The sequence below is a fragment of the Hymenobacter gummosus genome, from assembly GCF_003970915.1.
GTDB lineage: Bacteria > Bacteroidota > Bacteroidia > Cytophagales > Hymenobacteraceae > Solirubrum > Solirubrum gummosum.
On the sequence record NZ_RXOF01000024.1, the window covers coordinates 1 to 13,032 of the forward strand.

At 67.7% G+C, this 13,032-nt stretch carries 12 protein-coding genes; 4 read left to right on the forward strand and 8 right to left on the reverse strand.

The annotated features are described in order from the left end of the window. Window positions 1-313 precede the first annotated feature (313 nt). Complete coding sequence (locus EJV47_RS26995; protein ID WP_126696336.1) at window positions 314-1,000, forward strand: TIGR02117 family protein; 687 nt, start codon at window positions 314-316, stop codon at window positions 998-1,000. A gap of 66 nt (window positions 1,001-1,066) precedes the next feature. Next, entirely contained in the window at window positions 1,067-1,603 is a 537-nt protein-coding gene (locus tag EJV47_RS27000; protein ID WP_126696337.1) for a metal-dependent hydrolase, read from the forward strand. A 274-nt stretch (window positions 1,604-1,877) separates the two neighbouring features. Here EJV47_RS27000 and EJV47_RS27005 read toward each other — a convergent pair whose 3' ends face one another. Next, window positions 1,878-2,093: a hypothetical protein gene (locus EJV47_RS27005; RefSeq protein ID WP_126696338.1), complete on the reverse strand. Its 216-nt coding sequence runs from the start codon at window positions 2,091-2,093 to the stop codon at window positions 1,878-1,880. A gap of 269 nt (window positions 2,094-2,362) precedes the next feature. Here EJV47_RS27005 and EJV47_RS27010 point away from each other — a divergent pair, with 269 nt between their 5' ends. Further along, window positions 2,363-2,842 (forward strand): LexA family protein, encoded by a 480-nt coding sequence (locus EJV47_RS27010; protein WP_126696339.1) that lies wholly within the window; start codon window positions 2,363-2,365, stop codon window positions 2,840-2,842. Window positions 2,843-2,852: 10 nt separating this feature from the next. Further along, window positions 2,853-4,166: a Y-family DNA polymerase gene (locus EJV47_RS27015; RefSeq protein WP_126696340.1), complete on the forward strand. Its 1,314-nt coding sequence runs from the start codon at window positions 2,853-2,855 to the stop codon at window positions 4,164-4,166. Window positions 4,167-4,327: 161 nt separating this feature from the next. Here EJV47_RS27015 and EJV47_RS27020 read toward each other — a convergent pair whose 3' ends face one another. The 7 genes from EJV47_RS27020 to EJV47_RS27050 all read right to left on the reverse strand — a co-directional run bounded on the left by EJV47_RS27020 (window position 4,328) and on the right by EJV47_RS27050 (window position 12,795). Further along, a complete protein-coding gene (locus EJV47_RS27020; RefSeq protein ID WP_126696341.1) occupies window positions 4,328-7,144 on the reverse strand; it encodes a S8 family serine peptidase in 2,817 nt (938 codons plus the stop codon). 354 nt (window positions 7,145-7,498) lie between these two features. Further along, the gene (locus tag EJV47_RS27025) at window positions 7,499-7,789 is read right to left on the reverse strand and encodes a hypothetical protein (protein ID WP_126696342.1); all 291 of its coding nucleotides are present in this window, start codon (window positions 7,787-7,789) and stop codon (window positions 7,499-7,501) included. A 148-nt stretch (window positions 7,790-7,937) separates the two neighbouring features. Further along, window positions 7,938-8,858: a universal stress protein gene (locus EJV47_RS27030; protein WP_126696343.1), complete on the reverse strand. Its 921-nt coding sequence runs from the start codon at window positions 8,856-8,858 to the stop codon at window positions 7,938-7,940. Window positions 8,859-9,073: 215 nt separating this feature from the next. Next, window positions 9,074-9,814: a LytR/AlgR family response regulator transcription factor gene (locus tag EJV47_RS27035; RefSeq protein ID WP_126696344.1), complete on the reverse strand. Its 741-nt coding sequence runs from the start codon at window positions 9,812-9,814 to the stop codon at window positions 9,074-9,076. A 93-nt stretch (window positions 9,815-9,907) separates the two neighbouring features. Further along, window positions 9,908-11,080, reverse strand: coding sequence for a sensor histidine kinase (locus EJV47_RS27040; RefSeq protein ID WP_126696345.1), 1,173 nt, complete (start codon window positions 11,078-11,080; stop codon window positions 9,908-9,910). A 23-nt stretch (window positions 11,081-11,103) separates the two neighbouring features. Beyond that, window positions 11,104-11,694: a DUF7010 family protein gene (locus EJV47_RS27045; RefSeq protein ID WP_207896012.1), complete on the reverse strand. Its 591-nt coding sequence runs from the start codon at window positions 11,692-11,694 to the stop codon at window positions 11,104-11,106. 132 nt (window positions 11,695-11,826) lie between these two features. Further along, window positions 11,827-12,795 (reverse strand): alpha/beta fold hydrolase, encoded by a 969-nt coding sequence (locus tag EJV47_RS27050; RefSeq protein ID WP_165903955.1) that lies wholly within the window; start codon window positions 12,793-12,795, stop codon window positions 11,827-11,829. Between the last annotated feature and the right edge of the window lie 237 nt (window positions 12,796-13,032).

Here is a 13,032-nt window from a genome sequence, read left to right on the forward strand (position 1 = left end):
TTGCCACGGTCTGTTCCGTCATGGTCGGGGAAGGAGTGAAGCGTCAGATACTTCAAACCTACCCTGTTCCGGGCGGAACAGATTTCTTTTTGCCCCAGCTTTAGTACCCCGCAACTTGGGTTAGCAAGGCTGAGCGGGTGCGTCGCTGGCCGCACCGATTTCTGCCGTCCGCCGCACTGGCCGGCGTGGCCAGCGGCCCACAGTGCGGGTGCGGGCCGCATTTCTGCCTAGCTTCGTCCCAAGCCCGGCAGCCGAACCGGGGCGGCGCCCGTATCAGGCGCAGCCCGCCGCGGCAAACCGGCCGGCACTTTCAATGGCAAGTACCCTGAAGCAAGCAGCCAAAGGCGCCGCCTACCTCGGCGGGGGCCTGCTCGGCGCCGTGGGCCTGTACCTGGCCGCCGCCGCCACCCTCTCGCGCATTCCCGTCCGCCGCCGCCCGCCCAACGGCCCCGAGGACGTGGAAATCTACCTGCTCTCCAACGGCGTGCACACCGACATCGTGGTGCCGGTGGTGCACGAGCTGATGGACTGGCGCCCGCTCATTGCCTACGCCGACACGCCCGCCGCCGACAGCACCATGCCCTACCTGGGCTTCGGCTGGGGCGACAAGGGTTTCTACCTGAACACGCCTACCTGGGCCGAGCTGCAGCCGCGGGTGGCCTTCGAGGCCATGTTCTGGCTGAGCACCACGGCCATGCACGCCACCTTCCACGCCGCCCCGCTGCAGGGCCCCGACTGCGTGCGTCTGCACCTCACGCGCCCCGAGTATACCCGCCTGGTGCGCTTTATCCGCGGCAGCTTCGAGCTGGACCGCCGCGGCCGGGTGCAGCACATTCAGGGCCACAGCTACGGGCAGTTCGACGCCTTTTACGAGGCCCGCGGCACCTACAACCTGTTCTACACCTGTAATTCCTGGGCCAACGCCGCCCTGAAAGTTGCCGGGCAGCGCGCCGCCCTCTGGACGCCCTTCGACCACGGCATCTTCCGCCACTACCGCTAAGCCGGGGCCGGCAGGCGCATCAGAGTCGGTGCCGGGGCGTTTACTTGCGCCTCTTCACCGATTCTTATGCCCACTATCTTCACCCACGCCCTGGTAGCCGCCGGCCTTGGCCGCGTGCTAAGCGCCCGGCGGCAACCCGCCCGGTTCTGGTGGCTCACCGCCCTGTGCGCCATCCTGCCCGATTTCGACGCCGTGACCTTTAAGCTCGGCATCCCCTACGCCAGCATGTGGGGCCACCGTGGCTTCACCCATTCCCTGGTCTTCGCGGTCCTCACCGGCCTGCTGCTGGCCTACCTCGCCTGGCCCCGCACCGACGCCCGGCCGCGTGCTCCGCTGGCCTTGTGGTTTGCCGTAGCCACGGCCACGCACCCCGTGCTCGACATGCTCACCAACGGTGGGCTGGGCGTGGCCCTACTGGCCCCGTTCAGCGCCGAGCGGTTTTTCCTGCCCTGGCGCCCGGTGCGCGTCTCGCCGGTGGGCGTGGGCTTCTTCTCCCTGCGCGGCGCGGCCACGTTGCTCAGCGAGTTTAAGTGGCTGTGGCTGCCCATGCTGCTGGCCGTGGGCACCGCCGTGCTGCTGCGCCGCAAGCAGCTTTCCAAATAGAAGTAGAACGTCATCCTGAGCCTTAGCGAAGGACCTTCCTCGAACCCTGCACTAACCAGGAAGCGCAGCCACCAACGCCCTATTACCCGGGCATGGTGGCTGCGCTTTGTCTTTGATTAGCCTCCACGTAAGAGCGTCAGCCCTTCGTAGGCAGTGGCGGTGCGGGGTTCGAGAAAGGTCCTTCGCTAAGGCTCCGAATGACGGGCTGATCTGTCTGGCAAAAAAAAACGGCCGCTGCGGGCGGCCGGATGGGGTTGGAACAAGGAGGGAAACGTTAGTTCAGCCACACTTCAGCCAGGGGCTCGAAGCGGCGGGTAGCAAAGGCCCCGTACGGGCGCTCGGCGTAGAAGCCGAGCACGTGCACCTGCGGCTGCCCGGTACGGGCGTTGGTGCGGTACTCGACCGGGTACACCTGGCCCAGCGCGGGCCAATCCCCGATATGGTCGGTGGGGCGGCTGCTGGCATCCACGCAGCGAGCATACTGCTGCACGGGGAGGGGAGTAGGAAGCTGACTCTTCTTCATTCTGCGCATATCCAAAAATAAGGATATTTGATAACAACTAAAAATATTAGGTAGAAAAAAAAGAAGATTTTCTGCGGATAGCCTGTGGTTAAATAGGATTAAAATGACATTAACTTGCTGGTTCTGGAAAAAAATTCAACTGCCGCGGAACTATTCTACGGGCAGTGGAAAACTATATGCTAAAATAATTAGTAAATAGCGGCGTCGACCGCTCATCTGGGCCGGCAACACCCGCTATGCTGCGCATCACTCCCTTTTCCGTTAGCACCGACTGGGCCGGCCAGACGCTGCCGCTGTTTGCCTGCGCCATTCCGGCCGGCTTCCCGTCCCCCGCCGACGACCACCTCGACGCGCCCATTAACCTCCACGAAATGCTGTTCGACCACCCCGCCTCCACGTTTCTGGCCCGCGTCTCGGGCGACTCCATGATGGGCGCCGGCATCCGGCACGACGATATTATTGCCGTCGACCGGGCGCTGCAGCCGCAGGACGGCAGCATTGTGGTGGCCGTGCTCGACGGGGAGCACACCGTGAAGCGCCTGCGCCGGCTGGGCGACCAAACCTGGCTGGAGCCCGACAACCCGCGCTACCCCATCATCCGGCTCAGCGAGGGCCGCAGCCTGGTGATTTTTGGGGTGGTGACGCACGTGATTCACTCCTTCCGCCAGAAAGCCCGGCCCGTGCCCGGCCCGGCCAAGCCGCGCAAACGCCCCTGACGCCGCCCTTATGATTGCGCTGGTCGACTGCAACAACTTCTACGTGAGCTGCGAACGGGTTTTTCAGCCCCGGCTGCACGAGCGGCCCGTGGTGGTGCTCAGCAACAACGACGGCTGCCTGATTTCGCGCTCCGACGAGGCCAAGGCCCTGGGCTTCGAGATGGGTGAGCCGTACCACCTGGCCCGGGCGCGGCTGCAGGCCCACGGCGTGCAGGTGTTTTCGTCGAATTACGCCCTGTACGGCGACATGTCGCGGCGGGTGCTGCGGGTGCTGGGCGAGTTCACGCCCGAAGTCGACGTGTACTCCATCGACGAGGCCTTCCTGAACCTGGCGGGCATGCGCTACCACGCCGGCGCGGCCGGACTGGACGCCTACGCCCGCCGCATCAGCGCCACCGTGCACGAGCACGTGGGCATTCCGACGGCCATCGGGGTGGCGCCGACCAAAACCCTGGCCAAGCTGGCCAACCGTCTGGCCCGGCAGCTGCCGGCCGGGCAGCGCGTTTTGGTGCTCGATTCGGACGACAGCCGCTGGGCGGCGCTGCACCAAACGGCCATCGGCAAGGTCTGGGGCATCGGGCGGCGCTACGCGCCCAAGCTGGAAGCGGCGGGCATCCGTACCGCCGCCGATTTGGTGGCCGCCTCCGAGGGCTGGGTGCGACGCCACTTGGGCGGGGTGGTGGGCGTGCGGCTGTGGCAGGAGCTGCGCGGGCAGCCCTGCCTGGATTTCGATGCGGCGGACTTGGCCGCCGAGCCCGGGCAGCCCGCGGCCGGCCGGCACAGCGTGACGTGTACCCGCTCCTTCGGCCGGCCGCAGAGCGACCTGGCAGCCCTGCGCGAAGCCGTGGCTACCTTCGTGAGCCAGGCCGCCGAGAAGCTGCGCCGCCACGGCCTGGCTGCCCACGTACTCACGGTGCTGCTGGGCACCGACAAGCATGCGCCCGGACCGGGCGCGCGTACGCACACCACGGTGGCCACCCTGCCCACCGCCACCAACGACACCGGGGAACTGATTCAGCTGGCCCTGCAGCGGCTGGAATTGCTGATGCGCCCCGGCACGGCGTACTACCGGGCAGGCGTTACGCTCAGCGGCCTGGAGCCGCCGGGGCAGGCCCAGCTGAGCTTGTTCGGGCAGTCGGCCGAGCAGCTGGAGCAGCGCCGGCAGCTCATGGCCCACCTCGATGCGCTCAATGCCCGCTTCGGCCGCGGTACCGTGCGCTACGCCGCCACCGGCCTCGACGACGGCGCTTGGCGCGGCCGCCGCAACCTGATGTCGGCCCCCTGCACTACCGACTGGGAACGGCTATGGCAGGTGCGCAGCTGATAGGCGTGCGGCCAGTAGCCGCGAAAATCCGCTTTGGGACGAGCCGACGTCCGGTTTACGAAGAGCCACGGGCGGAAATGAGGTTGCGAGCGGTTCGCGTGTTTGCGTGCTGCTCGGCGCGAACCAGATATCCGCGGCGGCCTAGCTAACTATTCGCGGCCTTAGGGCTGCAGCAGCACGCGCCGGGTTGAGGTTTCGCCCTGTGCGTTTTGCCAGCGCAGCAGGTAGACGCCGGCCGGCAGCTGCTGCACATCGAGCGAAGAGCGGGCCTGCGTGACGCGCCAACGGGCCACGGGCTGGCCCAGGGCGTTGAGCAGCGTCAGGGCGGAGCCGGTGGCAGCGGCGGAGGGCAGCTGCACGTGCAACACCCCGCGGCTGGGGTTGGGATACACCTGCCAGTCGAGCGGCGGCCGGGCCGCGGGGCGGGTACTTAGCACCTGCAGGTAGCGCACCTGGGCGGCGTCGGCGGCGGCCTGCAGCTGGCTGAGGGTGGGGGCGGCCAGCACGGCAAAGGTCACCACGGTGGAGTCGCCGGGGGCGAGGCGGCCCAGCAGGGCGCCCACCACGTGCGAGGCGTCGGTGCCCGACACGGTGCCGGTGCTGCGCTGCCGGGTGCCGGAGCTGAGGGTGAGAAACTTCTCGGCCGAGGAGAAGCCGTTGCCGAAGTAAATCGGGGCGTTGGCCTGGTCGACGTTGTTGATGGCGTAGTAGCTGGCGGCGGCCCGGGCACCGGGCAGCAGCAGCCGCACGCCGGCGTAGAGCGTGGCCTGGCGCGGGCGGTCGGCCACGTAGCCCAGCAGGCGCGTGGAGTCCCAATCGGCCATGTTGCGGCCAGACTCGACGGGCAAGTCCCAGTCCATAAACAAGCCGGCGCGCAGGGCCCGTAGCGTATCGGCCGACGCGTTGCGCACGGTGTATTCCACGATGGCGTAGTCGCGGTCGGCGGGGGTGGAGTAGGCCAGGGCGCGCTGCCGCACGCGCACGCCCAGGGTGCGGCCCCGGCTGAGGCTGGGCAGGGAGTCCTGGAAGATGCCCCCGGCCTGCTGCCCGGCCGCCGCCAGCGGCTGCATGCGGATGGCCTGGCGGGTGAAGAAGTCGTTGTCGGTGGTGTAGAGCGGGGCGCTGCGCAGATGGTCCATCACCCGGGTGGGACCGGTGGCCAGCATCAGCCCGCCTTCCGACAGCAGCACCGGCGAGTTGCGGTAGGTGATGCTGGCCCCGATTTCGTTGTTGGTGGCGTCGTAGCCCAGGTTGCCGCGGCTGAGCACGGTCAGGTGCAGGTCGTTGGCCGTCAGCACCACGTAGTCGGGGTTCAGCTCCAGCACCACGTACTGGTCGTCCTGGTAGCCGCCGGTGGCGGTGAAGCGGCAGCGCAACACGGCGCGGGTATTCACGGGCGTGCCGGCGGCCACGCGCAGCTGCACCGGCACCGCCGCCGTAGCCCCCGTCGCCAGCGCCCCGATGGTGGCCGGGCCGCTGGTTACGGTCAGCTCCGGGGTGAGGGAGGTCACCGTCAGGCCCAGGCCGGCGGCGGGCAGCAGCAGGTTCTCCACGGTAAGCGTGAGGCGGGCGGTATCGGCCGGCAGCAGGCGCGGGCGGCTCAGGCGCTGGCTGCGGATGCGCACGGCCGTCTGGTTCGGGCCCAGGTTGAGGGCGCGGCGCACGTTGAGGCGGCCCGAGCCCAGCTTACCGACGAGCGTGGTATTGCCCGGCACGCCGTAGATGTCGTCGGTAGTGCGGCGCAGCACGGCGGCCACCTGGGCGGCCGTCAGCTGGGGGTACTTGCTGCGCACCAGCGCCGCCGCCCCGGCCGTGATGGGGCAGGCAAACGAGGAGCCGCCCACCGCCGCGTAGGCGCTGTCGTGGTCGGCCGACGTGGTCAGGATCAGGTCGCCGGGGGCCGACAGCGTCACGCGGTAGCTGTAGGTTAGCACCTGCCGGTCGGAGGGCGAGACGCCGGCCACCGAAATGACGTTGTCGTAGGAAGCGGGGTAGAAATCCAGCTCGGCGTTGGCATTGCCAGCGGCCACCACCACCACGGCGTCGCGGTTGAGGGCGGCGTAGTTGATAACGTCCTGCTCGTACTGCGACTTGCCGCCCGTGCCACCCCACGACAGGTTAATGATTTTGCAGCCGTGGTCGGCGGCGTACACCACGGCCTCGTAGCCACCAAAGGCCCCGGTGGCGGTGCTGGGGTAGATTTTCAGCGGCAGGTAGCGGCAGTTGTAGCCCACGCCGGCCAGGCCCTTGCCGTTGCCGGCGCGGGCAATGGCGCAGCCCGTCACCAGCACGCCGTGCCCGCCGTAGGGCGGCCCCACCGAAGGGTTATTGTCGCGGTCGGCCGTGTCCCAGCCGCGGAAGTTGTCCACGAACCCGTCGCCGTCGTTGTCCACGCCGTCGATGGGGTCGGCGTAGTTCAGCTTGATCTGCTGGCGCAAATCCTGGTGGGTGAAGCGCGTGCCCGTGTCGGTAATGCCGATAACCACGGTGGAGTCGCCGCGGGTGAGGTCCCAGCCGCGGTAGGCCTGAATGGTCTTGAGGTAATACTGCGTGGCCGCCTGGTTGGTGATGGTCGAGTCCGCGAGCGGGTCGTTGGGCTGGTGCAGGGGGGCGCGCTGGTAGAGCGGCTCCACGTACTGCACGGCGCCGGTGGCCAGCAGGGCCTGGCGCACCTTGCTCAGCGCGAGGTGCGCGGGGTAGCTGAACTGGTAGATGCCGCGCAGCTCCACGCTGCCGGGTACTTCCGGGGAGGGCGGCAGGGCGCGGGGGTATTTCTGCTCGAGGTGGGTGGCGCCGAGTTGCTGCAGGGCCGCTTCGGCCTGGGCCAGCCGGGCGCCGGCGCGCAGCTTGAGCACGGCCGCCCCGGGCAAAGTAGGTGAAGGGAGCAGCGCGGTTACCGTCGGGGCCTGGGCCAGCGCGGCTACGCGGCTGCCGAGCAGGAGGGTGGCGGCCAGTAGCAGGCGTAGGAATGGGTTCATAGCTAGCAAACGAGGTGATAGAGCGGGGTAGACCTATCTACGTAAATTTAGCGGCTCCCCGGCCAATGGCGCCCAACTTTTCGCCCAACGATACCCCAGGTGCCCCCAATGCCCGCTCCGGCCCGCTGCAGCGCGCAAGCACCAGGCTGCTCGGGGGCGTTCAGCGCTGAAGGCCGCTGCTGCTTCGGGAAAGAAACCGGACGGGCTTGCCGTGAGCCAGGCGGCCACCAGGTGAGCAGGCGGGCCACCGGCGGTCAATAGCTTGTTGCGCAAAGTCCCGGGGGTACTTCCTCCAAGCGCAAACGGCCCGCCAGAAGAATCTGACGGGCCGTTTGCGTACGGGGGCAAGCTCACTTACTGCTGGGAAGCAGCTTTGCGGCTGGCGTTGCCGTTGCTGTACTTGAATTTCTTGTTGCTTTTCACCGTGCGGAACTGATACGGGTTGTTGGCCTTGGTATCGATGCCGAGGCCGACGCTGCCGCCGCGGGTCTGCTTGTACTGGCGGCGGTCATTGTCGCGCTTGGGGCCTTTGGCCGAGACGGACTTGTAGTTGCGCGGGTTCTGCATGGTGGCGTCGCCGCTGCGCGAGCAGGACGCGCCCACGAGCAAGGTGCTCAGAGCGAGAAGGTAGAGTACGGGTTTCATGAGGAGTGGAGTCTGGGAAAGGTGGGGCGGCAACTGTCCGGCGCTGGGGCCGGTCGTTACGGCTTTTACTCCATTCGGCCTAAAAAGGATATACCAAGGTGCCTGAACTTTACCGGGAAACGGTAGAATTGTACCGCGGTACAGGCCTTCAGACGCAGCGCGTCCAGGGCACGGGGGCCGCTTCGGGCACTACCAGCGTGGGCACGGGGCTGCGCTGCATCAGGCCGGCGCCCGGGCTCTGGTAGAAATCGGCTTCGGGCAGGGAAAACTGCCGGGCCACGAACACCAGCAAATCGGCCGCGTGAGCCTGCACCAGCTCGATGATGCCCTGCTCCACCGATTCGTGGTAGGCCGTGTGCAGGGTGTGGGGCAGGCCCGCCAGCAGCCCGATTTCGGTGAGGCGCTCCAGCACTTCGGCGGGCTGGGGCACGGGCTCATCGGCGGTGTAGACGTGGATGCCGGCGGCCTTGGGCAGCAGCTGCTGGATGAGCTGCCGCACCGCCGGCCGGCCGGGCGAAAGGTAGAGCACCCGCGAGTCGTGGCAGAGGCTGAGCAGCAAATCGGCCACGTGGTGCGCCGTGCGCGAGAGGTGCACGGGCAGCCCGTCGGTATCGAGCACGACGCGGGTGGGCGGCGCGGCGGCGGAGGCGGCGGCGGGCACCAGCAGCAGGGGCTGGGGCAGCAGCCGGCACAGGTAAAGGCTGGGGTGATGCAGCGGCGCGGCGGTGCCCGTGGAGCGGCCCAGCACCAGAATATCGGCCCCGTTGGGGCGCAGCCGCAGGGCCAGCTCCGCCGCCACCGCACCGGTTACCACTTCCGGGTCGGTCCGGAGTGCGGGGGGCAGGGCCTGGAGCTGCCGCTGCAGGTACCCGGCGGCCTGCCGGGGCGTCCAGCCAGCCAGAGCCGTGAAGTAGGGCGCGGCTTCGTCGTGCGAAGCGGGCAACACCGCCAGCAGGCGCAGCTGCGCGGGCAGGTGACGGCTCAGCAGGTGCTGCACCAGTTGCACGGCGTAGCGCAGGGCGTCGTCGGCCGCCGGCGAGCAATCCATCAGCACGTTGAAGGTAGTCATAGGCCAGCTGCCGCCGCGTGGTTTTAGGGCACGGACAGGAATGGAATGTACGTAAAATAGTAACTAAGCATGTTAAAATTATATTAAAACTATGAATAATCAGATTGCAGATTGGTTCAGGTTCTTAGAGCCCATCCGGCAAGTCGTTCGAGAGGAAAAAGGCCGTCATGCTGGGCTTGTCGAAGCACTATGGCCTGAACTTGCCGGACGGGCTCTTACAGGCTCAGGGCTTCGCGGAAGCGCATGGACTGCTGCCGCGACACTTCCACCTCGCCGCCGCCGCGCAGGCTGATTTTCAGGGTGCTGCTAAACCAGGGTTCGATGTGCTCCACCCACTTCAGGTTGATGATTTGCTGGCGGTTGACGCGGAAAAACACGGCCGGGTCGAGGCGGGCTTCGAGCTGCTGCAGGGTGCGCGGAATCAAAGGGTGCACGTCGTGGAAATGCAGGCGGGTGTAGTTGTCGGCCACCTCCAGCAGCTTCACGTCCAGCAGGCGCACAAACCAGCACCGCTCCCCGTCCTTGACGAATACCTGGTCGGTTTCACGCAGCAGCTCCCGGGCCGGGGCGGCCGGCTGGGGCATTTCGTCCTCGGCTTCGGCCACCAGCGCGGCGCGGGCCTTGGCCAGGGCGGCGGCCAGGCGCTGCTCGTCCACGGGCTTGAGCAGGTAGTCCAGGGCGTTGACTTCGAAGGCCTGCACGGCGTACTGATCGAAGGCGGTGGTGAAGACAACCTGCGGGGCGGGCCCGGCCAGATCGGCCAGCAGCTCGAAGCCGGAGCGGCCGGGCATGTGAATGTCGAGCAGCAGCAGATCGGGCCGCAGCTCCTGGAGGCGGGCGGTGGCCTCGTCGGCGTTGGCGGCTTCGCCGGCCACGGTCACGTCGGGGTGGCGCTGCAGCAGGCGGCGCAGCTCCTGGCGGGCCAGGCGGGAGTCGTCGACGATGAGTACGTTCACAGGGGAAGGAAGAAGGAGGAATGAGGAGGGAAGATGGGCAACGGCCGCCGCTTTTCCAGCAGAGGGCGGCCTGCGGTGGCGGCTGGACGGGCGCTAATAACTGGCGGAGGTCGGGAAGGAGGGCGGCAGCGCGGCCAGCGCCGGGGGCAGTGCGCCTTCTTCCTTCGTCATTCCTCCTTCTTCCTTGCCGATGGGCAGGCGCACGGTGGCGGCCACGGTGTCGGGCGTAGCCTGTTCCAGCCGCAGCTCGGCCTGGGGGCCGAAGAGCAGGCGCAGCCTTTCCCGGGCGTTGCGTAGGCCGGTGCCGGTACCGTCGGGGCGGGGCGTGCCGGCGGGGGCCAGCTGCCCGGTGTTTTCGACGGTGAGCAGCAGATCGTGGGGGCCGTGGCGGCGGGCCTGCACGCGCAGCTCCCCGCCCTCGGGGCGCTGGGCCAGGCCGTGCTTGATGGCGTTTTCGACCAGCACCTGCAGCAGCATGGGCGGCACCGGCACGGCGAGGCAGTCGGCGGGCACGTCGAGCGAGTAGTGCAGGCGCTCCTCCAGCTGCAGGGACTCCAGCTGCAGGTAGTCGCGCACCACGGCCAGCTCGCGGCCCAGCGGCACCTGCTCGGTGCGGTTCAGCTGAATGGCGTAGCGCAGCAGTTCGGAGAGGTGGCTGAGCATGTAGCGGGCCCGCTCCGGGTCTTCGCCGATAAGGGAGCGGATGTTGTTGAGCCCGTTGAAGAGGAAGTGCGGGTTGATCTGGGCCTTGAGCGTCTGCATTTCCGCCTCGCGCACGGCCGCCGTCAGCTTCCACTTGTCCACCTCGGCCTGCCGGTACCGCTCCAGGTAGTGCTGCCCGAAGTAGAGCAGGGCCCAGAGCCAGAGCACGAACACCACGTTGATGGCGTAGCCAATCAGGTTTATCCACTGAAACGCGGGCTTGTCGGGGCCGCTGCTCCAGCTCATCGTCAGGCCAGTGAGCAGGCCGATGATAACCTGGCTGGCCACCGCCAGGCCCAGGATGAGCAGCAGCAGCCGCGGAAACAGCGTGCCCACCGGCAGCTGCAGCCAGCCCCGGCGCTTAGCGTAATAGCGCAGCAAGTGGCTGAGCCCGAGCAGGGTGCCGGCCACGTACAGCTCCAGCAGCAGCAGGCGCGGGTGGTACTTGCCACCGAAGGCCACAATCAGCACCAGCCCGACGATGCCGTAGAGCGTCCAGCCGCCTACTTGCAGCTGCCAGTACAGGCGTCGGCGGCGGGGCGAGGCAAAGGAGGTAGCGGGCATGGGAAAGGCAGTCAGAAGGAAAATCAGGCGGGAACGGCCACGGCCGGCCGCGCGGCGGCGTAGCGGGCGGCGTTCTGCCGGTAAGCGGCATGGGCCAGGGCGGCCAGGCCGAGCAAACTCAGCGCCACGAAGCCGGCAATGAGGTGGGGCGCAGTGGGGGCAGCCAGGGCCAGCACCAGGCAGCCAACGGCAATCAGGCCGGCGCCCACGGCGTAGGCCGGTGTGCGGTACAGCCAGGCGTAGGGGAAGAAGTGCGCCCCGGTGATGATGCCGTAGACCATGACAAACTGCTGCGGGGCCCGCATGTAGGCGTACACCAGCACCGGAAAGTAAAACAGCTGGGCCAGATTCAGCCACAAGCCCAGGGGCTGCAGCGGGTTGTCGGGCACCTGCCAGGCGGCCCCCAGCAGCCGGCCCAGCCCGTAGGCCAGCGGCAGCACCAGCGTGCCGACGCAGAAAGTGAGCAGGCCTTTCAGCCCCGCCCCGACGGGCAGCAGCCAGATGCCGGCAATGAGCAGCCAGACAAAGGCGCCGGCCAGCAGGAAGTTGAAGCCGTTTTTGGCTTTGGCCGACAGCTCCAGGCGGTACAGCTCGACGGGGGAAACGGGGGACATGGCGGTGGGAATAAGGGAGGGAAGGAAGCCAGACAGCAGCCAGCCACCGGGAGCGGAGCCCGAAACTAGCCGATTTGCCTATACAGTGCAGCCCGGCCGGCCGATGGTTGGCCGGCCGGGCCGCTCCGGGGCTTAGCTGTTCTTGCCTTTGGCTTTGCCCTTGGCCGGGGCGTGCTGCTGCAGGAAGCTACCGGCCAGATCCAGGTACCACTTGGTGTCGTCGTACATCAGGAAGTGGTAGCCGCCCTCCGACATTTCGATGCGGTGCTGGGGCAGCTGGGCGTACTGCTGGGCGAAGATGGCGCGGGTGCTTTCCTTGGTAGAGCCGTAGGGCTTGTAAGCGGCCCAGGAGCCGAGTACCAGCACCGGCTGCTGAATGCGGCCCAGCTCCTGGCGCAAGTCGGTGGTCGACAAATCGTACATGGCCTGGGCCACGGTGGCCGGGTCGGAGGCCAGGCCCCAGCGGGCCACCCGGGTGCGGGCGGCGGTATCGGCCACCAGGCTGCTCACCATCTGACGCTCGGCGGCCATGGTCATTTTGCCCTTGCTCATCTGCTGGCGCATGTTTTCAGCCATGGGCTTGGCCTGCTCGGCCGTCATGGCCGGGTTCTGCACGGCCGAGAGAAAGGGCAAAGAATCCACGATGACCAGCGGGCCAATGGCCTCGGGCTGGGTGGTGCTCATCCACAGGGCCAGGAAGCCGCCCAGGCTGTGGCCGATAACGGCCGGGCGCTGCAGCTGCTGGGTTTTGATGTAGGCAAGCAGCTGGTCGCGCACACTCTGCATCAGCTTATCGGTGCTGGCCGGGGCCGGGGCGCCGCCGAAGCCCGCCAGCGACACCACGTGGCACTGGTACTGCTGCTGGTAGCGGGCCACCGTCTCATCCCACACGGCGCCGGGGCAGGTCAGGCCCGGAATCAGCAGCACCGGCCGGCCCTTGCCCACCACGCGCACCGTGAAGTTGGGGTGCTGGGCGGGGTTGTCGGCCACGACGGTGGCGGGAGCCGGGGCGGCGTAGGCAGCAGCCGGTGTAGCGGCCGTGGCGCCGGTCAGCAGCAGGGCGGCGCAGAAGGGGCGGAGGGCGGTAGCGAAGCGTTTCATGGTCATCAGGGCGTTTGGGGCGTGATTGATGATCCAAAATTGGCCCCTCGCCGGGCCGAGCGGAAGTAAAACCTGGCCGAACGGCAGCCGCCCCGCCCGAACTGCCAAAAAACCGGGGCGAATGGCGGCGGGGGTGATTGGGGGATTAGGTGATTGGGGAATCAGGTAATTAAGAACGTCATCCTGAGGCGTAGCCAAAGGACCTTCCTCGCACCCTGCACCGCCGCTCATGCCAAT